The sequence below is a fragment of the Arthrobacter sp. 001422645 genome (assembly GCF_059816125.1).
This window is the reverse complement of the sequence record NZ_JCBANT010000010.1, coordinates 1-22,198: the sequence shown is the minus strand read 5'-3', so window position 1 is coordinate 22,198 and position 22,198 is coordinate 1. Positions and strand designations below refer to the sequence as shown.

Genomic DNA, 22,198 nt, shown 5'->3' with positions numbered 1-22,198 from the left:
ACGCTACGGGGATTCCCGCAGCGTCCGTCCGAAAGCGCAGCGCCAGTCTGAAAGCGCAGCGCCAGCTACCAGCCGCGGGCGCGCCACTCCTCCAGGTGTGGGCGTTCCGCACCCAGGGTGGTGGGCTTGCCGTGGCCCGGGTGCACCACCGTGTCATCCGGGTACACGTCGAACAACCGCTCGCTGACATCGCTGACCAGCTGCGCGAACCGCTCGGGATCCTGCTGCGTGTTGCCCACGCCGCCGGGGAACAGCGAGTCGCCGGAGAAGATATGCGCCGGGCCCTCCGGGTCCTGGTACACCAGCGCGATCGACCCCGGGGTGTGGCCGCGCAGGTGCACTGCCGTCACGTCGAAGCCGTCGAAGTTGCCGACGTCCCCGTGATCCAGCAGTACATCCACCGGCACCGGCAGCTCGGCGGCATCGTCCGTCCCGGCCGCCGTCTTCACGCCGGTGGCTTCCACCAGGCCCGGCAGCGCACGGACATGGTCCCAGTGCTGGTGGGTGGTGGCAATCAGCGCCAGCTTCGGCGTCGCGGAGGTATCCGCGGCGGCGTCGGCCAGCAGCCCTTGGATGGCGGCCAGATCATCGGCCGCATCGATCAGGAGTTGCGCGCCCGATGCCTTGCCGGTGAGCAAGTACACGTTGTTGTCCATCTCGCTGACCGAAATCCGGCGGATGGTGATGTCACGTAATGAGTGAATGAGCGAGTCCATGGGCTTCAGTCTACGAAAGACGCTATTCACGGCCCTCGGATACCCAGTTGGGGTCCGCGGAGCGGGAGCCGACGACGGCGTCCGCGGCGGCGTCGAGCTTCTCCAGTTGCGCCGCGGTGAAGTCGAGTTTCAAGGCGCCGAGGTTCTCGTCGATCCGGGCCGCTTTGCGGGTGCCGGGGATGGGGACCACGGGCAGTCCCAGCTTCCTGCCCTGGGCGAGCAGCCAGGCCAAGGCCACCTGGGCGGGGGTTGCAGCCTGACCGGAGACGGTGATCTCGGCGGCGACGGCCTGCACGGCGGCGACCACGCCCTGGTTGGCGTCCAGCGCCGCTTCGGCGAAGCGGGGGATGTTGCGGCGGAAGTCGTTGCTGCCCAGTGACGCCGCGTCAACGGTGCCGGTGAGGAATCCCCGGCCCAGCGGCGAGTAAGGCACAAAACCCACGCCGAGTTCGGCCGCCGCGGGAACAACGCTGCGTTCCACGTCGCGGCTCCAGATGGACCATTCGCTCTGGACCGCGGCGATCGGGTGGACGCTGCTGGCATCACGCAGCTCCTCGGCCGTCACTTCCGACAGGCCAAGGTGCCGCACCTTGCCGGCCTGCACCAGCCCCGCCATGGCCTCCACGGTTTCCACTATCGGAACGCGGAGGTCACGGCGGTGCATGTAGTACAGGTCGATGGTGTCGGTGCCCAGCCGGCGCAGGCTCCGGTCCACCGCCTGCCGCACATAGTCGGCGTCGCCCCGGATATCGGAGTAGCCGGTCGACGGGGTGCCCACCAGGCCAAACTTGGTGGCCAGCTGCACCTCGCCGCGGCGTTCCTTGAGAAGCCTGGCGATCAGTTCCTCATTGCTGCCGCCGCCGTAGATGTCCGCCGTGTCGATAAAGCTGACGCCGGCATCCACCGCGTGGTGCAGGGTCCGCAGGGCCTTGGCCGGATCCACATCCCCGTACACCGGGGTCAGTGCCATGCCGCCGAACCCCAGCGGACTCACCGTCAAACCGTCGCCGAGCCGGACTGATGCTGCCGTCATCTTGGGTCTCCATTCGCTGCCGGAAGTGTTGTCCCAGCCAAGAACTCCGATGGGCGCGCGGCTATTCCGGGCCTTGTCGCCGGATTCTCCCCACCTCTGAATCTCGCTGTGCCGGTACGACGGCGCGTCGCCGGGACACACCGTCGTACTGGCTCAAATCCGGGGGGATTCAGCGTGGGAGGCCGGCAGCAGCTTCAGGCCCGCCGCGCAGCCCACAATGCCCGCGATGAACAGCAGCTTGAGCGGGCTGGCCGGTTCGACGCCGGTCACCATCGCCCAGCCGACCGTCAGGGCCGCGCCGATCCCCACCCAGACGGCGTAGGCCGTGCCGAGCGGAATGCGTTTCACGGCCAGGCCCAGCCCCACCATGCTCAGGGTCGCGGTCAGCGCGAACACGAGGGTGGGCAGCGGCCGGGTGAAGCCGTCGGAGAGGCCCAGGGCCGTGGCCCAGACCGCCTCCAGCACGGCGGACGCGAGCAGGATGAGCCAGACCACCGTGGTGGCCGGTGCTTTGTTTGTCATTTTCGCTGTGCGGTCCGCGGCCATGGTTACGCCACCAGCTTCAGGCCGGCCACGCAGGCGACGATCCCGCCGAGCAGCAGGATCCGCGCCGCCGTCGCCGGTTCCACGCGCGTGAACATGGCATACGCCGAGGTCAGCACCACACCGACGCCCACCCAGACGGCGTAGGCGGTTCCGGTCGGGATGGACTGCATGGCGATGGCCAGCCCGCCGGTGCTTGCGAGGACGGAAATGAGGAAGACTGCGGCCGGTGCAATCCGGCGGCGGCCCGTGGCCTGCGCTGTCCGGTGCAGGGCTGCAGCCCAGACGGCCTCCAACGAGCCTGAAAGAATGAGAATTAACCACGACATGACTACTCCTGTGGCCAGTCTTGTCGCGTGCCGGGTACTGATCCGTCGTCCGGAGGCCCAAGATGGGGCCTTCATTCCAGCTTAGCAACGCCCCGGCGGCGGGGCGAACCCGCCGGCCCGGGGAGAAGTCGTAGCCAGCATCAAGTGCTCCGCAGATGCCCTTATGCACCCTCAAACGGCAGTTGGGCCCACGCCGGCAGGGTTCCCTGGCCGAGCTTGCGAGGGCGAGGGAGCCGGTGGGGAGCACTCGAGGGCAGGCCGCAGTGTCAGGTCACAGCGCCGTCGCGCCGCTCCAGATCCGGCACTTGCGGCCCGCGGGATAAACGCCGCAGCCCTCCTCGGCGGCGGCGAGGTCCCCGGCGGCGATGTCCGGGGCTGCCGAGACGATGGCGCGGCCGTCGGAGTTCACCAGCGTGGCCCGTTCGCCGATCCGGCGCAGGCCGGGCATGGCGCCGCGCTCCAGCCGCTGCACGGTGACGTCCATCCCCACAATGCCCACCACCGGACCGTCCGGGCGGCAGAACACCGGGTGTGTGAAGGTCAGGACGTATTCGTCGGTGCACAGGAAATCCACGTATGGCCCGGTCACGTGGGCCTGTCCGGTTTCCACCGGGACGCGGAACCACTCGGACTTGACGTAGCGGCTGATGGAGTTGGGGCTGAAGTTGGCGAGGGCGTCCACATGCTCCATCTCCTCGCCCTGCCACCAGGCGATGTAGCTGCGGTCGGGCCCCAGCAGCCCTGCGTTCGCGAGGAAGCCGGCGCCGGCAACGTAGCTGTCGGGGGCCCGCACCAGTTCTTCGACCACCGGACGGATGAGCTTGTCAACGGCGGTGCCCGTGACTTTGGCGGAGAGCGCAGCCAGTGGGGCTCCCGTTTCCGACGCCCACGCCGCGAGCCTGCCCTCGATGCCGGTGACGGCGGCGTCGAGCTCCCCGGCGGCGTCCAGGGTCAGTGGGTCCGGGGAGGCGGTGGTTTCAGGCATCGGGAGTCCTTGGCTCGAAGGAACGGGGTCAGTAGCGCTGGGACTGCTCGGTCAGCAACCAGTCCGTGGTGGCGGCCACCAGGGCTTTCACCGCGGCTTCCGCTGCCGCCGGCTGGTGGGCTTCGACGGCGGCCGCGACCTCCTCGAGAAGGCCGCTGGTCCTGGCACGGTATCCGGCGTCGGCGCATGGCAGCAGCGTCAGGGGGCCGAGGTCTGCCTGCAGGCGGATCAGTTCCCGGGCCAGCCTGGCCGAGCGGGCGATGGCGGCCACCTCGAGCAGGAACTCGGAGAGGGCCAGCCGCCAGTGCAACGGATCCACCTCCGTGCTGGGGATGAAGGACCGCAAGGTAGCCATGTCCGCGGCGTCGGAGCGCCGGGCGGCGACGCTGGCGCAGGCTGCGGCAATGGCCTGGTAGTGCAGTCCCAGGTCACTGATCTGGAGCCGGGTCAGTTCCCGGAGCTGGTCCAGGGCGCGTTCCCGGGAGGGCAGGACGTCATCCGCGATGAAGCTTCCGCCGTTGCGGCCCCGGGCCGTGCGGATGATGCCCGAGGTCCGGAGCTGCGACAGCGCCTCCCGGGCGGTCACCGCGGAGACCCCCAGGGCGGCGGCCAGTTCCGTTTCGTTGGGCAGCCGCTGGCCGCTGGTGAGCAACCCGGTTTCCACGGCCTGTTCTATCCGGCCGCACACCTCATCCACCAGGCCCCGAGATTTGATCGGCGTGAACACGGCCGCCAGGCTCCGGGAGGCGCCCTGCGGTGTCAGCAGCATCCGGGGCCTCCCTGGCAGTTTTTGGCGTCGCGGTTCCAGAACCAGGAGCGGGCGCTGGGGGCTGCCCGCGCCCCGGTTGAAGCCATCCTAATGCGGGCTTTCGCGGGGGTCTATACACAAAACCTATGGAGTAATAGTATTTGGCCCAGCAGCCTGTTGTGGCCTGGATCACACCCCGCTGTGTCGCATCTGAGACGATCCGGCAACGGAGTTAGGGCGCATCCCATGACCGAAACGCTCGCCGCCGGCAGGCAGACGCAATCGGACGCGGTTCCTGCGATCCGCCTGCGGAAACTCACCAAGGTTTTCGGCGATACCGTCGCCGTCAACGCCGTGGACCTGGACATCCGCCAGGGTGAATTCTTCTCCATGCTGGGGCCGTCGGGATCCGGCAAAACCACTGTCCTGCGCCTAATCGCAGGCTTCGAGCTGCCCACCTCGGGGAGCATCGAACTTGAGGGCAAGGACGTCACGGGGATGGCGCCCTTCGAACGCGACCTCAACACGGTGTTCCAGGACTATGCGCTGTTCCCGCACATGTCCCTCATCGACAACGTCGCCTACGGCCTGCGCGTGCGCGGCATGGCCAGGAAGGAGCGCCACGAGCGGGCCCGCGAAGCCCTGGAACGCGTGCAGCTGGGGAAGTTTCTCGGACGCAAGCCTGCCCAGCTTTCCGGCGGCCAGCGGCAGCGCGTGGCGCTGGCCCGTGCACTGGTGGTGCAGCCGAAGGTCCTGCTGCTGGATGAGCCGCTGGGCGCCCTGGACCTCAAGCTCCGGCAGCAGATGCAGGTGGAACTCAAGGAACTGCAGCGCTCCCTGGGCATCACCTTCATCTTCGTCACCCATGACCAGGAGGAAGCCCTGACCATGAGCGACCGGATCGGCGTCTTCAACAATGGGAGCGTGGAACAGATCGGGACGGCGCACGAGATCTACGAGCGCCCGGGCGGGGCGTTCGTGGCCAACTTCGTGGGCACCTCCAATATCTTCGACGCCGCCCACGCCCAGGAACTCTACGGCCGCGCGGAGCAGGTCTGCATCCGGCCGGAACGGCTGCGCCTGTCCTGGACGGCGGCCCCGGAACCGCGCACTGGCGTCACCTCCCGCCCCGGCACCGTCACGTCACTCGTCTACGTGGGGCACGCCACCCAGGTGCGGGTGCAGCTCGACGGCGGTCCCGCCGTCGTCGTTCTGGCGCCGGAAACGCTGCCCGGCGGCGACGCGGACCTTGTGGACCGGCGCGTCACGGTGAGCTGGGACGACGACGCCGCTGTCTGGCTGCCGTCGTCCACCGGCACCTGACGTCGGCGTGGCGTCACGCGGAGCCTGCTTCTGATTCACCCCTCCAACGAAAGGTAAGGATCATGGCATCAAGGAATAGGGCCTCCCTCGTGGTTGGGGTGGCCGCGGCGGCAGCCCTCGCCTTGGCAGGCTGCGGCACCACCGGCGGAGGCTCGGCCAGCCCGTCCGCGCAGCCGGTCAAGACCGAAATCGGCGCCGGCGAAGGACAGCTCTCCATCCTCGGCTGGCCGGGCTACGTCGAGGACGGCAGCAACGACCCCGCCGTCGACTGGGTGACACCCTTCGAGACCCAGACCGGATGCAAGGTGAGCTTCAAGCCGTTCGGCACCTCGGACGAAGCGGTGACCCTGATGCGCACCGGCCAGTACGACGTCGTCTCGGCCTCCGGCGACGCTTCGCTGCGGCTGATTGCCGGCAACGACGTGGAGCCCGTCAACATGAGCCTGCTGAAAAACTACGCCGACGTGTACCCGTTCCTGAAGGACAAAGCGTGGAACACCGTGGACGGCCAAAACTACGGGATGCCGCATGGCTGGGGAGCCAACCTGCTGATGTACTCCGTGGACACCGTCACCCCGGCGCCCACGTCCTGGCGGGCCGTGTTCGACGACGCCGCCCAGCACAGCGGCAAGGTCACCGCGTACGACTCGCCAATCTACATCGCGGACGCGGCCGTGTACCTCATGGCGCACAAGCCGGAACTCGGGATCAAGAACCCCTACGCGCTGGACAAGGACCAGCTCGCGGCAGCCGTTGAACTGCTGAAGGAGCAACGCAAGCACATCGGCGAGTACTGGAGCGACGTCGTTAAGGAGGTCCAGGCCTTCGCCAGCGGCAGCACCGTGGTGGGCACCACGTGGCAGGTCGGGGCCAACATCGCCGTCGAGAACGGGACCAATGTGAAGACCCTGCTCCCCGAAGAGGGCGCCACCGGCTGGTCGGACACGTGGATGATCGGTTCGGAGTCCAAGAACAAGAACTGCGCCTACCTGTGGCTCGACTACATCGCCAGCCCCGAGGCCAACGCGGCGGTGGCGGAGTACTTCGGCGAATCGCCGGCCAACCCCAAGGCGTGCGATCTGACCAAGGACAAAGCGCACTGCGAGACCTACCACTCCGGTGACGAAGCCTACGCGGAGCAGATCTGGTACTGGACCACTCCGGTGGCCAAATGCCTGGACGGCCGGACGGACGTCCAGTGCACCGACTACTCGGAGTGGACGAAGACCTGGACGGAGATCAAGGGCTGACATGGCGCTCCAGACGCAGCACCCGGTCCCCGGCACGCCCCCGGCAGCCGCCGCCGTGCCCCGGCCCAAGGCCCACAAGTTCTCGGCGCTGCTCCACCGCTCGCCGAACCTTCGGCTGGCGGGGCTGGTTACCGCCCCCGCCGGCTGGCTGGTGCTCGTCTACATCGCCGCCCTCGCGGCGCTGCTGATCACCGCGTTCTGGACCGTGGACACCTTCACCGGCAAGGTGTCCACGGAATGGACCACGGAAAACGTGGTGACGGTCCTGACCGATCCCGTCTACCAGCGGATCACCCTGCGGACACTGTGGATCGCCATCGCCGTGACGCTGATCGACCTGGTCCTGGCGCTGCCCATGGCGTTCTTCATCGCCAAGGTATCCAGCCCCCGGTGGCAGAAGCTGCTGGTGGTGGCCGTGCTGATGCCGCTGTGGGCGAGCTACCTGGTGAAGGCCTACGCGTGGCGGAACGTGCTCGCCGACGGCGGACTGCTGGAGTGGCTGGGGACGCCGATCGGGCTGGAATCTCCCGGGTACGGTGAAACCGCCGTGATCCTGACGCTGGCCTACATCTGGCTGCCGTTTATGATCCTGCCGATCTACGCGGGATTCGACCGGGTGCCCGATTCGCTGCTGGAGGCCTCCGGCGACCTGGGCGCGAAACCGCTGACCACCATGCGCCTGGTCATGTTCCCGTTGCTGGTGCCCTCCATCATTGCCGGGACCATTTTCACGTTCTCGCTCTCGCTGGGCGACTACATCACGGCCCAGATCGTCGGAGGCACCACCCAGATGCTCGGCACCGTGGTTTACGCGAACGTGGGGGCCGCGAACAACCTGCCGTTCGCCGCGGCCGTCTCGCTGGTCCCGATCGCGATCATCACCCTGTACCTCTTTATCGTCCGGCGCTCCGGCGCCCTCAACAGCCTGTGAACAGTGGCGGCGTGTAGCCCGGAACAGGCGGCAGGAGCACCATGAGACTTTCCCGAAGTGCCAAAGTCATCCTGGGCGTCGTCACCGCGCTGGTCTTCCTCTTCATCTATGTCCCGCTGCTGCTGGTGGTGGTGAACTCCTTCAACGCGGACCGGACCTTCGGCTGGCCGCCGCAGGGGTTCACCCTGGAGTGGTGGGGTCGGGCCTTGGATTCCACCGGCGTCCGCGAGGCCGTGGTTTCCTCGCTGTGGGTGGCGGCGGTGTCGACCGTCATTTCGCTGGTGCTGGGCACGCTCCTGGCGCTGGCCCTGCTGCGCTACAAATTCTTCGGCCGGGACGTCATCAGCCTGCTCGTGATCCTGCCGATCGCGCTGCCCGGCATCGTGACCGGCATCGCCTTGAACAACATGTTCACCACCATCCTGGGGGTCTCGCTGAGCATGTGGACGGTGGTGATCGCGCACGCCACCTTCTGCATGGTGACCGTGTTCAACAACGTCATTGCGCGGCTGCGCCGGATGCACGCAGGCCTGGAGGAGGCGTCCGCTGATCTGGGCGCCGGTGTGTTCACCACGTTCCGGCTGGTCACGTTCCCGCAGCTGCGCTCCGCCCTGCTGGCCGGCGGGCTGCTGGCCTTCGCGCTGAGTTTCGACGAGATCATCGTCACCACGTTCACCATCGGCGCCGGCGACACCACCCTGCCGATCTGGATCCTGCAGAACCTCTTCCGGCCCAACCAGGCGCCGGTGGTCAACGTCGTGGCCGTCGTCCTGATCGTCGTGTCGATTGTGCCGATCTGGCTCGCGCAACGCCTGTCGCAGGATTCAGTGGGAATCGGCGGAACGCGGGTGAAAGCTGCGGAGGGTTAGTCGCTGACCGGGTCGATCGACACGACGGCCAGGAAGCCGCGGCCCAGGATCTCCGGAGTGTCCGTATCGGAACCCACGACGGCGTCATAGCGGGCCAGCGTCGTCGGCCCGTCCGGGGTTCCAGCCGCGCCGGCTGTTCCGGCCGGTGCGGCGTCGGCGGGTTCGACGCCGGCCTGACCGGCTCCGGCTGTGCCGGGGGTGACCGCCGCTTGGCCCTGCAGCAGAATCCCCAGCTGGCCGCCGAACACGGGATGCGCCCGCTTCTTGGAGAGTTCGATGATGGAGGTGTAGCCCTTGAACACGCCGTTGCGGGTGATGACGTTGAGGTCCCGGATGTCGCCGGTGGGAAGTGAACCGGCCGCAGCGGCTTCGCCGGAGAACCGGAACGGACGGTATTTCTCTAGCGGGTGCTCGGCGCCATCGACGCTCAGCAGCAGCAATTCACCTTCCACCACCGTGAGGACGCGGTCCATGCCGGGGAACGCCGAGAAGTCGCCCGCTTTGGACACTTCGGCGATGCTCACGCGCCAGTCCCAGCCTCCGTCTCCTGTGCCGGACGCGGAAGATGCGCCCGCAGGATGGCTGGCCACCTCGCGGGTCACCCCGCCGCCGTTGCGCCAGGGTTGGGCTTTCAGCTCGGCATAGCGGATGATTTCCATCCCTCCACCCTATCCGCCGGCCACGAGCGCCGAGGTGAGACTTCGCGCCCATGCTCCCGGCAAACATGGGCGCGAAGTCTCACCTCGCGGGCCGGGCAAGCCGGCAGGCCTCGGTCCTTGCTACGGTCGGAGGCAGAAACGTCGGAGACAGAAGTAGGAAACACACCAGAAGGAGCCGAATGTTCGTCAAGGTATGCGGGCTGAGCACCCCGGAGTCGGTGCGGACCGCCGCGGAGGCCGGGGCGGACGCCGTCGGCTTCGTCCTGACCCGCAGCCCCCGCGAAGTGACTCCGGCGCAGGCCCGGGAGCTCCTGGCCCACGTCCCGGCCGGCCTCCCCGCCGTCGGCGTCTTCCGGCACGAGGCGGCGGCGGACGCCGTCGTCGTCGCCCGTGAAGCCGGGCTCGGTTGGGTTCAGCTCCACGGCGACCGCACGCCGGAGGACGTGGATACCGTGCACGACGCCGGGTTGAAACTCATCCGGGCCGTCACCATGTCCGCCGCGCCCGACGCGTTTGCGGACTGGGGCGAGGACCTGCTCCTGATCGACGCCGCGGTGCCAGGCTCCGGCGAGGCCTGGGACTACGCCTCGGTGCGCGCCAAGGGACTGGAGGGGCGCAAGTGGCTGCTCGCCGGCGGGCTCGATCCCGCCAACGTCGCCGACGCCGGGTTGCAGGCCGGCGCGTGGGGGGTGGACGTCTCCTCCGGCGTCGAGTCCTCCCGCGGGGTCAAGGACCTGGCCAGGATCAGGAACTTCGTGTCGGCAGCCAAGTCCCCGGCGCCGAAGCCCTGAATCGGAAGCCTTGAATCCCGGGTCCTGACCCGGGTTGCGACGTTCCATCCGTGCCGAAAGACCGTGGACATCCTGCGCGTGGCCGGTCGAGAATCGGAAATGTGACTCTGACCGAGCAGCATGGGCTGTTCTTCGAAGGTGAACTGCCGCCGATGCGCTCCCTGCGCACGGCGTGGCTGCTGGCATTGTTCCTGGGCATCGCCGGCGCGGACCGGTTCTACCTCCGCCAGCCCGTCTCCGGCACCCTGAAGCTGCTGACGCTCGGTGGGCTCGGGATCTGGTGGATCATTGACCTGTTCCGGATCACCAACGAGTACGCCGCCGACGGTGCATCCATGCCGTTGGCCGGGACGAACGCACTGCGCCGAGGCCTGCGCGTCGCCTCGGCTGTTCTGGTCGCCGCACTTGCGGGTGTCCTGATCTGCGTCAGTGCGGCCCCCATCGCAGGGACTGTCACCGCCATTAAGGCATTGCTGGACCCGGTCCCACCGCCACCGACGAAAGAGTGGGTCACCGTCGCGGAGTCCTCCAGCACTAAGGCCCCGGCTTCGCTCGTGACCCTCACCGGCAGGGTCCACATCGAGTACAAGTTCACCGGGCCGGCCGTCGCTTACCTCCAACCCGTGAAAGGACCCGCCATCACTGTGCTGTCCCTGGGTAAGGCCGGCGGCGCCGGGGCGATCGGGGTCACCGTGGAACCCGGGACGTACACACTGATAGTGAGCGCCACCGGAACCGCGTGGACGCTGACGGCCCAGGAATTCCGGATCCCCGGGTAGCGCCGGCCGGCCGGTTGCCCAGACTCCGGGCCTGTTGTACCACCGGGAATCATCTTCCCCGGATGAGGTCCGCGCCCCCGGTGGGGCCCGAAAATGGTCGTACTCGCCAGTGGCAGACCCACCTGTCGCAACCCTCATCGGAAAGAAGCCTCCAATGTCGAGACGTCACGCAATCCTTGAAGGATCGATCGCACTCGCGGCAGCCGCAGCGCTACTCACGGGCTGCAGCCCCTCCAGCCCCGGGACGAGCGCCAGCAGCGCCAGAGCGCAGGAGAACGTTTCTCAGGCGTGCGCTGCTGCCAGTGCCTACGCGGCAGCCCTGACAAACTTCAAGCAGACGCTGAAGCCTGGTGCCACGGTGGAGCAGATCCGCTCGGCGCGAGACCAGGTCGCGAAGACCTACGACGATCTGATCAAGGCCAGCCAGGACGTCGCAAGAGACGAGGTGAACGCCGTTCAAGCGGCCGAAAAGAACTTCGATCGAGCCGTCAAGGACGTTCCCGACGATGCAACCCTCACCCAGGCAGTCGGTTCCCTGCGAGACGAAGCAGCCTACGTCCAGGCCGCCGTCAGCGACCTGCAGACGGCGGCGAAGTGCTAAGTTCCGGACTGTCACTGGCCCGACAGTGACATGAAATCCTACGAGTCCAAGACACTGATCAATGCCCGGAAATGCACGGTGTGGGACATCATTACTGACGGCGGCAACTACACCGTCTGGAACACCGCGCCCACCATGGGGCGCCGGGCGAACACTCGGACCAGCGGAGTGCCCGCGACACCTGCCTTGGCCGAGAACGTTTCTTCCCCCGGCCAGCGTCTGCCTCAACGTCTGCGCCTGCAACCTGGCCGGTCAACATCCTCCCGGTCGGTGTAGGGCGGACGGGTGGCCCTGTTCGGCCGGAGCTACGTCGGAGCCACTGACGCCAATGCCGACGCCGAACCCCTGACCAGCCGGCAGGAATGCCGCCGGCCCGCGCCGCGTTGCCCCTGACATGAAGCGCATCGGATTCCTGTCCTTCGGACATTGGGGGCCCGGCGAGGGTTCCCGCACCCGGACCGCCCGCGACGCCCTCCTGCAGGGCATTGACCTGGCCGTCGCCGCCGAGGAACTGGGCGTGGACGGCGCGTTTTTCCGCGTGCACCACTTCGCCCGGCAGCAAGCCTCACCGTTCCCCCTGCTGGCCGCCGTCGCCGCCCGGACCAGCCGGATCGAAATGGGTACCGGCGTGATCGACATGCGCTACGAGAACCCCCTGTACATGGCCGAAGAGGCCGCCGCGACCGACCTGATCAGCGGCGGGCGGCTGCAGCTGGGGATCAGCCGGGGCTCACCCGAACCCGCCCGCGACGGCGCCGCCGCCTTCGGCCATGTGCCGGAGGACGGTGAGACCGCCGCGGACATGGCACGCCGGCATACCGCGGTGTTCCGCCGTGCGATCTCGGGGGCCGGGATGGCGGAGGCGGAGCCGCGCTACGCGGGCGGCGGGTCCGGGCTGTTGCCCGTGCAGCCACATTCACCCGGGCTCGGCGAGCGGATCTGGTGGGGCGCAGGCTCGCGTGCCACCGCCGTCTGGACTGCGGAGCAGGGGATGAACCTCATGAGCTCCACGCTGCTCACCGAGGACACGGGTGTGCCGTTCGACCAGCTGCAGGCCGAGCAGATCGGCATGTTCCGCAAGGCCTGGGCCGACGCCGGCCACCAGCACGAGCCGCGCGTATCCGTCAGCCGCAGCGTCCTGCCGATCGTCGACGAGGAGGACCGGCGGTTCTTCGGCCTCAGCGCGCTGCGGGAGAAACGCGACCAGGTCGGGGTGATCGACGGGCTGGTGGCGCGTTTCGGCCGGAGCTACGTCGGAGCCCCCGACGCCATCGCCGAGGACCTTGCCGCCGACGCTGCCGTGCGGGATGCCGACACCCTGCTGCTCACCGTCCCGAACCAGCTCGGCGTGGATTTCAATGCCAAGCTGCTGGGCACCGTGGTCCGGCATATCGCCCCGGCCATCGGCTGGGCGCCGAAGTCCCGGTCCTAGCCCGGGCCGCGGCACCGCGAAAGGCTAGCCGGTCCGCGTTGCCGTGGCTAGCATGGCTGTTTGGGGGAGTACCCCGATGACCCGGCGGGCCCGGCCCGCCATGCGTGCGAAGGAGACCGTTGTGACTCTGCCCGAAGGTTTGACCCCCGGCGTCTGGACACTGGACATGTCCCACAGCGAAGTCGGCTTCAGCGTCCGGCACGCCGGCATCAGCAAGGTCCGCGGCCGCTTCAACGAAGCCTCGGCGGAGGCGCACGTCGGCGATTCCCTCGCCGACTCCAGCCTGCATGCGAGCATCAAGACTGCCAGCTTCGACTCCGGCGACGCCAACCGCGACGCCCACGTCCGCGGCGCTGACTTCTTCGACGTCGAACAGTATCCGGAGATGACGTTCCGGGCCACGGGCATCCGGGGCGACGGCGAGGACTACGTGCTGACCGGCGACCTGACCATCCGCGGCGTCACCAAGCCGGTGGACCTGGAGGTTGAGTTCACCGGGATCGCGGTGGATCCGTTCGGCGCCACCCGCGCGGGGTTCAGCGCGGAAGCGGACATCAGCCGCAAGGAATTCGGCCTGACCTGGAACGCCGCGCTCGAAGCCGGCGGGCTGCTGGTCAGCGACAAGGTCAAAATCAGCGTCGAAGCCGCCATGGTGAAGCAGGGTTAGCGGGCGGGCCGCCGGCCGATCAGAAAAGCAGCAAAACGAATCCGCCGACCGTGGAGAGGATGCCCACCCCGGTAAGGATCCAGCCCAGGGTCCACGCCGCGTTATCGTGCTTCGGCGGGGTGAGTCCCCAGCGGGACGGGTGGCACACGTCGTAGAAGAGGTCGACGTCGGAGCCGACCACCAGGCCGTGCGACTCGGCCGCGGGCAACAGGGACCGGTGGTCGGCGTCGTGGTGGTCAGTCCAGCTGTAACCGGTGAAGCCGCCGGCGCTGATCACCGTGCCGGTGGTCCCCACCCACTCGCAGTGCCGCCGCCGGGCAATCCAGCCCCACACCAGCAGCGGCACGCCCAGGACGAAGCCCACCCACGTCATGACCTCGAGAATGGGCCCGAGGAGGTCCCCGAAATTAGTCATCTGCGCGCGGGCCGGACGGGCGGTGTCAGCGCGTGACGCGCGAGCGGCGCACGACGAACAGGATGCCTGCGCCCACCAGGACCAGGAGGCCCACGTAGAGCAGGAACTGCACGGCCTTCACAACAAGCCCGACAACCAATAGGACAAGGGCGACAATGAGGGCGATCTTCAGGAGTGCAGGCATGCTCCCAGTATTGTGCCCTTTTGGGCGTTCGCAAAGCTCCCCGCCCGCGGCCGGCGTCACCGGGGCCGTTTCAGGAATTGTTCAGGGTGAACCCCTAGGCCGGATCGGCCTCCGGCGGAGGACAATGGAGCCATGAAGACATTGCTTAACATCATCTGGCTGCTCTTTGGCGGGCTGTGGCTCGCGCTTGGATACTTCGCGGCCGGGGTCATCTGCTGCTTGCTGATCGTCACCATCCCGTGGGGACTCGCATCGTTCCGCATCGCCAACTATGCGCTCTGGCCGTTTGGCCGCACGGTGGTGGACCGCCCGGGCGGAACCGGGTTGTTCGCCCTGCTCGGGAACGTCATCTGGCTGCTGGTCGCCGGCATCTGGATTGCGATCGCCCACGTGGTAACCGCCTTTGCCATGGCCATCACCATCATCGGCATCCCGCTGGCCATCGCCAACCTCAAGCTCATTCCGGTCTCGCTCATGCCCCTGGGCAAACAGATCGTCCCGACTGACAGGCCCTTCGTGACGACCTACAGCAAAGCCTACCGCTAGCCACCATCAGAGGAGGACCGCAATGTCCGAGCATGTCACCGCTGTTCCGGCAACGACCGGCCAGAGTGAATCCCCCGCTCCGGCCGAAGATCTCATGCTGGTCATTACCCGTGAATTCCAGGCCCCCATTACCCGGGTGTGGTCTGCCCTCACGGACCCGGACCAGGCCACGGCGTGGTGGGGACCGCGCGGCTTCCACACCCCCAGGCAGAGTATTGACGCGGACCTGGAGATCGGCGGCCTCTACCGGGCCTGCATGGTCCACGACAGCACGGGGGAGGAGCAGTGGTGGAGCGGCGTCCACACGGACATCGAACCGCCCAACCTCCTCGTCTTCACCCACGCCTGGGACAAACCCGACGGCACCCGCGGCTTCGAAACCGAAGTGACCTTCCAGCTGGACGAGATCGACGGCGGCACCCGGATGACGTTCATCCAGGGCCCCTTCGACACCATCGACAACCGCGACGGCCACGGCGTCGGCTGGCGCGAATCCTTCGACCGCCTCGCCGAACACCTCCGCCGGGGCGCCTGACCCCGCGTCGCTGGCGTCGGCCCGGTTACCCGAGTTCGGCCTGCAGGTTCCGCCGCGCCGCGTCCAGCCACAGGTCCCTGCCCCGCGGGTTGTGGAAGAGCGGATCCAGCTGCAGGAGCTGGCGGACGACGGCGGCGCGTCCGGCGGCGAAGTCGTCGTCGCCGATGTGCGCAAAGTCCTGCCGGACGGCGGCCAGGTACCGGGCGTAGGCTGCCGGCTCCCCGCCCAGCACGGAGAGATCAGCGTCGCTGAGCAGGGCGGCCGCGCCGTCGCCGGCCTCCGGCCGGTGGTCGGCCGTCATCCGCACCAGGCGGGCCACCTCGTCCACCTCGGCCGCAGGAAGGCCCGCCTGGGCCAGCCGGTCCTCGGCGAGCCGGGCCGACTCCTCCTCGTCCTGGCCCGCGACCCCGCGGTAGACCGCGTCGTGGAACCAGGCGGCGAGGAGCACGGTGCGGGGCGGATCAGCCGGTTCGGTGAGGAGGTCCAGGGCCTCCAGGACGGCGAGCAGGTGGGTGCGGCCGTGGTACTTCCGGTGCTCCTCGCCCCAGCGGTCCAGCAGGTCCAGGAAGAGCGCGTCGTGGCCGGGCAGCACCGCGTTCCAGCGTGTCAGCAGGGGAAGCTTGAGGGAGCTGCTGCGCCGCCGGGCCGGGATCCGCAGGCCGCTGGCGATCAGTTTGCGGACCAGGACCCGCCCCTCCACGGGGACGGCCCCGGCCGCCACGAGTGCGCCGTAGCGCGCTTCCGCGACGTCGTAATGGTCGCCGTCGAACGCCCTGTCCGGAATGCCGGCCGCTGCCGCGAAGGCGTGCAGCTCCGCCAGGGACGTGTCCGAGATCAGGTGCGAGAAGTGCGTTCCGTGCGCCGGCCAGAGCGGAGGATCAATGTAGATGGCCATGGGGGAAGTCTATTCCGGCGCCGGATCAGCCATGGCTGGCGTCGGCGGCAGCGGTGTCGGACTGCTCCTCGTCCTGCGTCCGTGCACTGCGCGGCTTGGAACGGACGCCTTCGCCCTGTTCGTTCAGCCGGGTCTCATGCTCGGCCTCGGCAACGGCCTCGGGGGTGATGTCGCCCCCTGAGTTCCAGGCCTTGATCGCGGCCCACGCCACGGCCACCAGCGGAACGGCGAGGATCGCGCCGATAATGCCGGCGAGGATGGTGCCGGCGGTGAGGGCCAGCAGGATCACGAGGGCGTGGACGTTGAGCGCCTGGCCCATCACGACGGGCTGCAGGAAGTTGCCCTCCAGCTGGTTGACGACGATCACAACGATGATGACGACCAGGGCCGCGAGCGGTCCGTTGGCCACCAGCGCGACGAGCGCCGCGAGGATGCCGGCCAGGGTGGCGCCGATCAGCGGGATGAAGGCGCCGATGAAGGTCAGCGCGGCGAGCGGCAGCGCAAGCGGCACGCCCATGATTACCAGCGCGAGGCCGATGAAGAACGCGTCCACGAAGGCCACGATGGAGGTACCGCGCACATAGCCGCCCAGCACGTTGAGGCTTCGCTCCCCGGCCCGGCGCGCCTTCACCAGGTTCTGGCCCTTGAACGCCCGCAGCATGAAGGCCCAGATGCTCTCGCCGTCCTTCAGGAAGAAGAACAGGATCACGGCCATGAGCACCGCGCCGGTGATGAAGTTGCCGGCCGCGCTGAGTCCGGAAATGGCGCCGGCGCCGACGGTGCTGCTGGTGGCGAAGTCGATGGCGGCGTCGCGCGCCTGCTGGATCTGCTGGTCATCGATTGGGATGGGGCCGGTGCGGATGAAGTCGTAGACCCGGTCGAAGCCCTCCGTGGCCTTGCTGCCCAGCTCGTCCGCCTGGCTCATGACGGCGAAGACGATGCCGGTGATCACGGCCCCGAACGCGAGCAGGAGCAGCACAAACGACAGGGTGGTGGCGGCCGTGCTGGGCCAGCCGCGGCGGCGCAGCCAGTGGACGAACGGGGCGATCGCGGCGGCGAGGATGAGGGCCAGCAGCGCCGGAATCACCACGAGCCGCACCTGGATCAGGGCATAGACCACCACGACGGTCAGGACCAGCAGCAGGAGCACCTGGGCGGTCCTGATGCTGGCGCGGCCCAGGCTGTCGCCCCAGGGGGTTGTCTTGTCCGGACTGCCCATGCTGATGTGTCTCCCACTGTCGGTTGGTCATGTTACTTACCAACCGTCTCACAGCCGGAGCCGCAGACCCGCGGGACTTGCCCGCACACGCTGTCCGGGGCCTCAGGACGCGGCTGGCCGGATGTTCTGGTTTCCGTGGAAGGTGTTCTCCGGATCGAACTCCTGTTTGACCCGGGCCAGCCGGCTGTAATTCTCCTCGCCGAAGGCCGCCCGGACCCGTTCCTGGCCCTCATCGCCGATGAAGTTCAGCCACACGCCGCCGGTCGCATACGGCGCGATGTCCTGGCGGAACCTTTTGACCCAGGCCTTCGCTTCCTGCCCGCCCTGCGGTGTTTCGCCCAGGCCGAAGGGATGGGTCACCCAGCTGGCGTTTCTGTTCATCAGCGGGGTCGCCGTCGCGGCCGGGCCGCCCACCGCCCCGCCCCATCGGGCAATCAGCTGCTGCGAACTCGGCCCTGGAAGGTTCCGAGCGGAATCAACGATGACGTCGAGGGCGTCGTCGGACAGGTCGTCGTGGTAGTCCGCGCTCCAGTAGTTGTACTTGCCCGGCGGATCGTCCAGGGAGCACTGGAAGTCGGCGTAGTCGATGTCCTCCAGGAAGTCCGCGGCAGGCTTCAGCGCGCGGTAGGGCTTCGTGTGTTCAGCCCCCTCCGCGGCGTCCCCGGCGTAGAGGTAGACGACGGCGACCGCCATCTTGCCGACCATCTCCGGCGGCATGTCGGGCTCGTCCGGGACGGTCAGGTAGATGATGGCCCCGGTTTCCTCGTTCGGTGCCGCGAGCGCCAGCTCCCGGAAGCCCCGGCTGACTTCATCCGCCGCGTCGCCGGGCCACAGCATGAGGCCCGCGTGGACCCGGGGCCCCAGCCGGTGCAGCCCGAAGGTAAAGGAGGTGGCGACGCCGAAATTCCCGCCGCCGCCGTGCAGGGCCCAGAACAGCTCCGGGTTCTCCGTGGCGCTGGCCGTCACCCGTTCCCCGGAAGCGGTCACCAGGTCCACGGAGAGGAGGCTGTCGCAGGCGAAACCGAAGGCACGCTCCAGCCAGCCGGAGCCGCCGCCGAGGGTGAACCCGGCCAGGCCCGTGGTGGACACCCGGCCGCCGGTGAGGGCGAGGCCGTGCTGCTGGGTGGCCCGGTCGAATTCCCCGCATGTCAGTCCGGCGCCGGCGGTGACCGTGCGGGCGTCCGGGTCCACACGGACGGACTTCATCGGCCGCACGTCGATCACCAGGCCGCCGTCGTTCAGTGACATGCCCGCCACCGAGTGGCCGCCGGCGCGGACCGCGACGTCAAGGTGGTGTTCCCCTGCGTATTTGAGGGCCTCGGCGACGTCGTCCGCGTCGCTGCAGGGGGCGATCACCGCCGGGTGGCGGTCGATCATGGCGTTGAACAGCGTCCGGGACTCGTTGTAGCCCGGGTCAACAGGTGTAATCCACTTCACGGCGGTGCTCCTCGGCGACCGCGGCTCCACCCCTCGCAGAAATTTTAAGTCCCGTGGCGGCGCCGGGGCTAGGGGAGAAACCTGCGTGGCGGCCGGAGGGGGCCTGCGCGCCGATTCGGAATCGCGGGCAGAATCCCATCAAAGTTCCGTGAATGCGGGTTAGGGTGTCATTATGCCCAATATTCGCGTTTCCGAGGCGGCCCGGTTCCTGGGCGTCAGTGACGACACCATCCGGCGCTGGACCGAGAACGGAAGCCTGACCCCGCTCAAGGACGACGCTGGCCGACTCGCCGTGGACGGGTTGGAACTCGCCCGGCTCGCCCGGGAGCAGGCCCAGCTTCCCGACGACCCGGCCAAGGCGGGCAGTTCGGCCCGCAACCGCTTCGTTGGCCTCGTCACCGCCATCACGGCCGATACCGTGATGGCCCAGGTGGAACTGCAGTGCGGGCCGTTCCGGGTGGTGTCGCTGATGAGCAGTGAGGCCGTGCGGGAGCTGGGCCTGGAGCTCGGCTCGGTGGCGACCGCCGTCGTCAAGGCCACCACGGTGATCATCGAAACGCCCAAGGGCAAGGGCGTTATATGAGGCCCGGCATCAGGGCCGCCGCGGTGCTGGCGGCAGGAACCGTTGCCGCCGTCCTCACGGGCTGCGCCGCACCGGCCGGAGACGCCGGCAAAACCCTCACAGTCTTCGCCGCGGCATCCCTCCAGACCCCCTTCACTGCGCTCGCCGAGGCGTTTGAGGCCGCGCACCCGGGGACCACCGTGACCCTCAGCTTCGCCGGGTCCTCCGACCTCGCCACCCAGATCAGCCAAGGCGCACCGGCGGATGTCTTCGCCTCCGCCGACACGAAAAACATGGCCAAGCTCGGTGACGCAGGCCTGGTGGAAGGATCACCCCGGGACTTCGCCACCAACGTGCTGACCATCGCGGTGCCCCCGGAGAACCCCGCGTCCATCGCCTCCTTCGCGGATCTCGCCAAGCCGGGGGTCAGGACCGTGATTTGCGCGGCGCAGGTCCCGTGCGGCGCGGCCACGAAGAGGGTCGAACAGGAAACCGGCACCACGCTGACACCGGTGAGTGAGGAATCGTCCGTCACCGATGTCCTGGGCAAGGTCGTCTCGGGCGAAGCCGACGCCGGGCTGGTCTACGTCACGGACGTGAAAGCCGCCGGGGACAAAGTGCAGGCGATCCCCTTCCCCGAGTCCGCGCAAGCAGTCAACACCTACCCGATCGCTGCGGTGCGGACCGGCAAGAACCAGGACCTCGCGGACGCCTTCATCGAGGCAGTCACGGGCACCGACGGCCAGCGGATCCTCCGCGGCGCCGGCTTCGGAACGCCTTAGGCCCTGATGAAACGCCGGAGAGACACCATGTACACCGGGATCCCGCGCTGGGTCGCGGCCATTGCCGCCGTCGGGGCGCTGTTTGTGCTGCTGCCGCTCGCGGCCATGCTGGGCCGGGTCAACTGGCCGCAGTTCATCCCGCTCATCACCTCCGAATCCTCGCTCACCGCACTGCGACTCAGCCTCCGCACGGCCGCCGCGAGCACGGTGCTGTGCGTGCTGTTCGGGGTGCCGCTGGCGCTGGTGCTGGCCCGCGGCGACTTCCCCGGCCAGCGGCTGCTGCGGTCCTTCGTCCTGCTGCCGCTGGTGCTGCCCCCCGTGGTGGGCGGCATCGCGCTGCTCTACGCCTTCGGCCACCAGGGCCTCCTGGGGCAGAGCCTCGGCATCGCCGGCCTCCAGATCGCGTTCACGACGACGGCGGTGATCCTCGCCCAGACGTTCGTGGCGCTTCCGTTCCTTGTGGTCAGCCTCGAAGGCGCCCTCCGCTCGGCCGGCAGCCGGTACGAGTCCGTGGCCGCCACCCTCGGCGCGCGCCCCACCACGGTCCTGCGCCGGGTCACCCTGCCGCTGGTCCTGCCCGGGCTCGCGTCCGGGGCGGTGCTCTCCTTCGCGCGGAGCCTGGGCGAATTCGGCGCCACGCTCACCTTCGCCGGGAGCCTGCCGGGGGTCACCCGCACGCTGCCGCTGGAAATCTACCTGCAGCGGGAGACCGACGCCGACGCCGCCGTCGCGCTGTCCCTGCTCCTCGTTGTGGTGGCGGTCGTCGTCGTCGGGCTCTCCTACCGTGGACCGGCGCCGGCCGGGTCCGGCGGCAGATCAGCGCGTACCGGCACCCCCGGGCGGGTGCCGGCATGACGTTTACGCTCGACGCCGCCCTCGCCGCCCGCCGCTTTGACGTGTCACTGAGCCTGGCGCCGGGCGAGACGGTGGCCGTGCTCGGCCCGAACGGGGCGGGAAAATCCACCCTGCTCTCGGTGATCTCCGGGCTGCTGCGCCCGGACACCGGCCGGGCCGAGGTGAACGGGCGGGTCCTGTTCGAGCTGGGTCCCGGCGTGCACACGTGGACCGCGCCGCACCGCCGCGGAACCGCCCTGCTGGCCCAGGATCCCCTGCTGTTTCCGCACCTGAGCGCCCTCGAAAACGTCGCCTTCGGGCCCCGGAGTGCCGGGATGCCCAAACGGGAGGCCCGGGAGTCCGCCCGGCACTGGCTGGCCGAGGTGGACGCCGCGGATCTCGCGGACCGCCGACCGGGGGAGTTGTCCGGCGGGCAGGCGCAGCGAGTGGCTGCGGCCCGTGCCCTGGCCGTGGATCCGGAGGTGCTGCTGCTGGATGAGCCCCTGTCCGCCCTGGACATCCACGCGGCCCCGCTGCTGCGAAGGCTGCTCAAGCGGGTGCTGGCCGGGCGGCGCGCCATCATCGTCACCCATGACGTCCTGGACGCCTACATGCTGGCGGACCGGGTGATTGTTATGGAGGAGGGCCGGATCACCGAGGACGGGCCCACCCGCGAGGTGCTCCGGCGGCCGCGCAGCCGCTTCGCCGCCGGGCTGGCCGGACTGAACCTGGTCTCGGGCACTGTGACGTCAGCGGGTATCAGGACTGCCGGGGGCCTCGAATTCGCGGGCCAGCACGACGCGCCGCTCGTCGCCGGGCAAGCCGGCGTGGCGGCATTCCCGCCGTCGGCCGTCTCGGTGTTCCTGGGCGAGGCGCATGGCAGCCCGCGGAACTCGTTCCGTGTCACGGTCACTGACCTGGAGCCGCACGGGGACCAGATCCGGGTCCGCGCCGGGGAGCTGTCCGCGGACGTCACCGCGGCTGCCTCCGCGGACCTCGGCCTCGCTCCCGGCCTCGACGTCTATTTCGTGGTCAAGGCGGCGGCGGTGTCGATTTACCCGTCGTGACGGCGGCCGGGGTGCGGGTGCGGCGGTCGCCACGGCGTGCCCGGCGAACACGAGGGGACATGCCCT

General features: G+C 68.8%; 27 protein-coding genes and 1 riboswitch. Of the genes, 15 read left to right on the top strand and 12 right to left on the bottom strand.

Annotated features, from left to right (window positions below; translation table 11 throughout):
- Positions 1-65: 65 nt before the first annotated feature.
- The 6 genes from AC6EUH_RS11605 to AC6EUH_RS11580 form a co-directional block, all read right to left on the bottom strand.
- Positions 66-716, bottom strand: coding sequence for an MBL fold metallo-hydrolase (locus AC6EUH_RS11605; protein WP_056430668.1), 651 nt, complete (start codon positions 714-716; stop codon positions 66-68).
- Positions 717-738: 22 nt separating this feature from the next.
- On the bottom strand, positions 739-1,749 hold the full coding sequence (locus AC6EUH_RS11600) for an aldo/keto reductase (RefSeq protein WP_499738726.1): 1,011 nt from the start codon (positions 1,747-1,749) through the stop codon (positions 739-741).
- Between the two features lie 153 nt (positions 1,750-1,902).
- Complete coding sequence (locus AC6EUH_RS11595; protein WP_499738725.1) at positions 1,903-2,271, bottom strand: DMT family transporter; 369 nt, start codon at positions 2,269-2,271, stop codon at positions 1,903-1,905.
- A gap of 26 nt (positions 2,272-2,297) precedes the next feature.
- A complete protein-coding gene (locus tag AC6EUH_RS11590; RefSeq protein ID WP_499738724.1) occupies positions 2,298-2,621 on the bottom strand; it encodes a DMT family transporter in 324 nt (107 codons plus the stop codon).
- A gap of 9 nt (positions 2,622-2,630) precedes the next feature.
- Positions 2,631-2,695: riboswitch (guanidine-III (ykkC-III) riboswitch) on the bottom strand.
- A 197-nt stretch (positions 2,696-2,892) separates the two neighbouring features.
- Entirely contained in the window at positions 2,893-3,606 is a 714-nt protein-coding gene (locus tag AC6EUH_RS11585) for a cache domain-containing protein (RefSeq protein ID WP_499738723.1), read from the bottom strand.
- Positions 3,607-3,634: 28 nt separating this feature from the next.
- Positions 3,635-4,375: a FadR/GntR family transcriptional regulator gene (locus tag AC6EUH_RS11580; RefSeq protein WP_499738722.1), complete on the bottom strand. Its 741-nt coding sequence runs from the start codon at positions 4,373-4,375 to the stop codon at positions 3,635-3,637.
- A gap of 225 nt (positions 4,376-4,600) precedes the next feature.
- On the opposite strand from AC6EUH_RS11580, the gene AC6EUH_RS11575 reads away from it, so the two are divergent.
- The 4 genes from AC6EUH_RS11575 (at position 4,601) to AC6EUH_RS11560 (ending at position 8,727) form a co-directional block, all read left to right on the top strand.
- Positions 4,601-5,677, top strand: a complete 1,077-nt coding sequence (locus AC6EUH_RS11575) for an ABC transporter ATP-binding protein (protein WP_056430653.1) — start codon at positions 4,601-4,603, stop codon at positions 5,675-5,677.
- Between the two features lie 62 nt (positions 5,678-5,739).
- Positions 5,740-6,927 carry an ABC transporter substrate-binding protein gene (locus tag AC6EUH_RS11570; protein ID WP_056430651.1) on the top strand — a complete coding sequence of 396 codons (1,188 nt, stop codon included), beginning with the start codon at positions 5,740-5,742 and terminating at the stop codon, positions 6,925-6,927.
- 1 nt (position 6,928) lies between these two features.
- Positions 6,929-7,858: an ABC transporter permease gene (locus AC6EUH_RS11565; protein ID WP_082492714.1), complete on the top strand. Its 930-nt coding sequence runs from the start codon at positions 6,929-6,931 to the stop codon at positions 7,856-7,858.
- 41 nt (positions 7,859-7,899) lie between these two features.
- Positions 7,900-8,727, top strand: a complete 828-nt coding sequence (locus AC6EUH_RS11560) for an ABC transporter permease (RefSeq protein ID WP_056430647.1) — start codon at positions 7,900-7,902, stop codon at positions 8,725-8,727.
- Here AC6EUH_RS11560 and AC6EUH_RS11555 read toward each other — a convergent pair.
- On the bottom strand, positions 8,724-9,386 hold the full coding sequence (locus AC6EUH_RS11555) for a HutD/Ves family protein (RefSeq protein ID WP_499738721.1): 663 nt from the start codon (positions 9,384-9,386) through the stop codon (positions 8,724-8,726). The two genes, AC6EUH_RS11560 and AC6EUH_RS11555, sit on opposite strands and share 4 nt — an antisense overlap.
- A 179-nt stretch (positions 9,387-9,565) precedes the next feature.
- On the opposite strand from AC6EUH_RS11555, the gene AC6EUH_RS11550 reads away from it, so the two are divergent.
- The 5 genes from AC6EUH_RS11550 (at position 9,566) to AC6EUH_RS11530 (ending at position 13,656) form a co-directional block, all read left to right on the top strand.
- Positions 9,566-10,177: a phosphoribosylanthranilate isomerase gene (locus AC6EUH_RS11550; RefSeq protein WP_056430641.1), complete on the top strand. Its 612-nt coding sequence runs from the start codon at positions 9,566-9,568 to the stop codon at positions 10,175-10,177.
- Between the two features lie 101 nt (positions 10,178-10,278).
- The gene (locus AC6EUH_RS11545; RefSeq protein WP_499738720.1) at positions 10,279-10,956 is read left to right on the top strand and encodes a TM2 domain-containing protein; all 678 of its coding nucleotides are present in this window, start codon (positions 10,279-10,281) and stop codon (positions 10,954-10,956) included.
- 154 nt (positions 10,957-11,110) lie between these two features.
- On the top strand, positions 11,111-11,557 hold the full coding sequence (locus AC6EUH_RS11540; RefSeq protein ID WP_499738719.1) for a hypothetical protein: 447 nt from the start codon (positions 11,111-11,113) through the stop codon (positions 11,555-11,557).
- A gap of 394 nt (positions 11,558-11,951) precedes the next feature.
- Positions 11,952-12,989, top strand: coding sequence for an LLM class flavin-dependent oxidoreductase (locus tag AC6EUH_RS11535; RefSeq protein WP_499738718.1), 1,038 nt, complete (start codon positions 11,952-11,954; stop codon positions 12,987-12,989).
- A gap of 121 nt (positions 12,990-13,110) precedes the next feature.
- Entirely contained in the window at positions 13,111-13,656 is a 546-nt protein-coding gene (locus tag AC6EUH_RS11530; RefSeq protein WP_056431017.1) for a YceI family protein, read from the top strand.
- A gap of 19 nt (positions 13,657-13,675) precedes the next feature.
- On the opposite strand, the gene AC6EUH_RS11525 is transcribed toward AC6EUH_RS11530, so the two are convergent.
- Both AC6EUH_RS11525 and AC6EUH_RS11520 read right to left on the bottom strand, forming a co-directional pair.
- Entirely contained in the window at positions 13,676-14,071 is a 396-nt protein-coding gene (locus tag AC6EUH_RS11525; protein ID WP_056430629.1) for a hypothetical protein, read from the bottom strand.
- Positions 14,072-14,096: 25 nt separating this feature from the next.
- Complete coding sequence (locus AC6EUH_RS11520) at positions 14,097-14,255, bottom strand: hypothetical protein (RefSeq protein ID WP_499738717.1); 159 nt, start codon at positions 14,253-14,255, stop codon at positions 14,097-14,099.
- 132 nt (positions 14,256-14,387) lie between these two features.
- On the opposite strand from AC6EUH_RS11520, the gene AC6EUH_RS11515 reads away from it, so the two are divergent.
- Complete coding sequence (locus tag AC6EUH_RS11515) at positions 14,388-14,801, top strand: YccF domain-containing protein (RefSeq protein ID WP_056430626.1); 414 nt, start codon at positions 14,388-14,390, stop codon at positions 14,799-14,801.
- Between the two features lie 22 nt (positions 14,802-14,823).
- On the top strand, positions 14,824-15,336 hold the full coding sequence (locus tag AC6EUH_RS11510; protein WP_499738716.1) for an SRPBCC family protein: 513 nt from the start codon (positions 14,824-14,826) through the stop codon (positions 15,334-15,336).
- 25 nt (positions 15,337-15,361) lie between these two features.
- Here AC6EUH_RS11510 and AC6EUH_RS11505 read toward each other — a convergent pair whose 3' ends face one another.
- The 3 genes from AC6EUH_RS11505 to AC6EUH_RS11495 form a co-directional block, all read right to left on the bottom strand.
- Positions 15,362-16,231, bottom strand: coding sequence for a DUF4031 domain-containing protein (locus AC6EUH_RS11505; RefSeq protein ID WP_499738715.1), 870 nt, complete (start codon positions 16,229-16,231; stop codon positions 15,362-15,364).
- Positions 16,232-16,256: 25 nt separating this feature from the next.
- Complete coding sequence (locus AC6EUH_RS11500) at positions 16,257-17,450, bottom strand: AI-2E family transporter (RefSeq protein ID WP_499738714.1); 1,194 nt, start codon at positions 17,448-17,450, stop codon at positions 16,257-16,259.
- A gap of 102 nt (positions 17,451-17,552) precedes the next feature.
- Positions 17,553-18,887 carry an FAD-binding oxidoreductase gene (locus AC6EUH_RS11495; protein ID WP_499738713.1) on the bottom strand — a complete coding sequence of 445 codons (1,335 nt, stop codon included), beginning with the start codon at positions 18,885-18,887 and terminating at the stop codon, positions 17,553-17,555.
- A 172-nt stretch (positions 18,888-19,059) separates the two neighbouring features.
- On the opposite strand from AC6EUH_RS11495, the gene AC6EUH_RS11490 reads away from it, so the two are divergent.
- From AC6EUH_RS11490 to AC6EUH_RS11475, 4 genes are read left to right on the top strand one after another with little or no spacing between them, the layout of a single operon-like run.
- Entirely contained in the window at positions 19,060-19,470 is a 411-nt protein-coding gene (locus tag AC6EUH_RS11490; protein WP_056430616.1) for a TOBE domain-containing protein, read from the top strand.
- On the top strand, positions 19,467-20,231 hold the full coding sequence (gene modA, locus AC6EUH_RS11485; protein WP_499738712.1) for a molybdate ABC transporter substrate-binding protein: 765 nt from the start codon (positions 19,467-19,469) through the stop codon (positions 20,229-20,231). The genes AC6EUH_RS11490 and modA overlap by 4 nt, the downstream gene beginning before the upstream one ends.
- Before the next feature lie 6 nt (positions 20,232-20,237).
- Entirely contained in the window at positions 20,238-21,086 is an 849-nt protein-coding gene (locus AC6EUH_RS11480; RefSeq protein ID WP_499738711.1) for an ABC transporter permease, read from the top strand.
- A complete protein-coding gene (locus AC6EUH_RS11475; protein ID WP_499738710.1) occupies positions 21,083-22,132 on the top strand; it encodes a sulfate/molybdate ABC transporter ATP-binding protein in 1,050 nt (349 codons plus the stop codon). The genes AC6EUH_RS11480 and AC6EUH_RS11475 overlap by 4 nt, the downstream gene beginning before the upstream one ends.
- Positions 22,133-22,198 lie beyond the last annotated feature (66 nt).

What these genes read in the sequence shown, in the direction of transcription:
- modA (WP_499738712.1), top strand. Translation starts at nt 19,467, where the DNA reads ATGAGGCCCGGCATCAGGGCCGCCGCGGTGCTGGCGGCAGGAACCGTT.
- AC6EUH_RS11570 (WP_056430651.1), top strand. Translation starts at nt 5,740, where the DNA reads ATGGCATCAAGGAATAGGGCCTCCCTCGTGGTTGGGGTGGCCGCGGCG.
- AC6EUH_RS11605 (WP_056430668.1), bottom strand. Translation starts at nt 716, where the DNA reads ATGGACTCGCTCATTCACTCATTACGTGACATCACCATCCGCCGGATT.
- AC6EUH_RS11480 (WP_499738711.1), top strand. Translation starts at nt 20,238, where the DNA reads ATGAAACGCCGGAGAGACACCATGTACACCGGGATCCCGCGCTGGGTC.
- AC6EUH_RS11595 (WP_499738725.1), bottom strand. Translation starts at nt 2,271, where the DNA reads ATGACAAACAAAGCACCGGCCACCACGGTGGTCTGGCTCATCCTGCTC.
- AC6EUH_RS11560 (WP_056430647.1), top strand. Translation starts at nt 7,900, where the DNA reads ATGAGACTTTCCCGAAGTGCCAAAGTCATCCTGGGCGTCGTCACCGCG.
- AC6EUH_RS11535 (WP_499738718.1), top strand. Translation starts at nt 11,952, where the DNA reads ATGAAGCGCATCGGATTCCTGTCCTTCGGACATTGGGGGCCCGGCGAG.
- AC6EUH_RS11525 (WP_056430629.1), bottom strand. Translation starts at nt 14,071, where the DNA reads ATGACTAATTTCGGGGACCTCCTCGGGCCCATTCTCGAGGTCATGACG.
- AC6EUH_RS11550 (WP_056430641.1), top strand. Translation starts at nt 9,566, where the DNA reads ATGTTCGTCAAGGTATGCGGGCTGAGCACCCCGGAGTCGGTGCGGACC.
- AC6EUH_RS11590 (WP_499738724.1), bottom strand. Translation starts at nt 2,621, where the DNA reads ATGTCGTGGTTAATTCTCATTCTTTCAGGCTCGTTGGAGGCCGTCTGG.
- AC6EUH_RS11475 (WP_499738710.1), top strand. Translation starts at nt 21,083, where the DNA reads ATGACGTTTACGCTCGACGCCGCCCTCGCCGCCCGCCGCTTTGACGTG.
- AC6EUH_RS11575 (WP_056430653.1), top strand. Translation starts at nt 4,601, where the DNA reads ATGACCGAAACGCTCGCCGCCGGCAGGCAGACGCAATCGGACGCGGTT.
- AC6EUH_RS11515 (WP_056430626.1), top strand. Translation starts at nt 14,388, where the DNA reads ATGAAGACATTGCTTAACATCATCTGGCTGCTCTTTGGCGGGCTGTGG.
- AC6EUH_RS11500 (WP_499738714.1), bottom strand. Translation starts at nt 17,450, where the DNA reads ATGGGCAGTCCGGACAAGACAACCCCCTGGGGCGACAGCCTGGGCCGC.
- AC6EUH_RS11490 (WP_056430616.1), top strand. Translation starts at nt 19,060, where the DNA reads ATGCCCAATATTCGCGTTTCCGAGGCGGCCCGGTTCCTGGGCGTCAGT.
- AC6EUH_RS11580 (WP_499738722.1), bottom strand. Translation starts at nt 4,375, where the DNA reads ATGCTGCTGACACCGCAGGGCGCCTCCCGGAGCCTGGCGGCCGTGTTC.
- AC6EUH_RS11505 (WP_499738715.1), bottom strand. Translation starts at nt 16,231, where the DNA reads ATGGCCATCTACATTGATCCTCCGCTCTGGCCGGCGCACGGAACGCAC.
- AC6EUH_RS11565 (WP_082492714.1), top strand. Translation starts at nt 6,929, where the DNA reads ATGGCGCTCCAGACGCAGCACCCGGTCCCCGGCACGCCCCCGGCAGCC.
- AC6EUH_RS11510 (WP_499738716.1), top strand. Translation starts at nt 14,824, where the DNA reads ATGTCCGAGCATGTCACCGCTGTTCCGGCAACGACCGGCCAGAGTGAA.
- AC6EUH_RS11540 (WP_499738719.1), top strand. Translation starts at nt 11,111, where the DNA reads ATGTCGAGACGTCACGCAATCCTTGAAGGATCGATCGCACTCGCGGCA.
- AC6EUH_RS11555 (WP_499738721.1), bottom strand. Translation starts at nt 9,386, where the DNA reads ATGGAAATCATCCGCTATGCCGAGCTGAAAGCCCAACCCTGGCGCAAC.
- AC6EUH_RS11600 (WP_499738726.1), bottom strand. Translation starts at nt 1,749, where the DNA reads ATGACGGCAGCATCAGTCCGGCTCGGCGACGGTTTGACGGTGAGTCCG.
- AC6EUH_RS11520 (WP_499738717.1), bottom strand. Translation starts at nt 14,255, where the DNA reads ATGCCTGCACTCCTGAAGATCGCCCTCATTGTCGCCCTTGTCCTATTG.
- AC6EUH_RS11585 (WP_499738723.1), bottom strand. Translation starts at nt 3,606, where the DNA reads ATGCCTGAAACCACCGCCTCCCCGGACCCACTGACCCTGGACGCCGCC.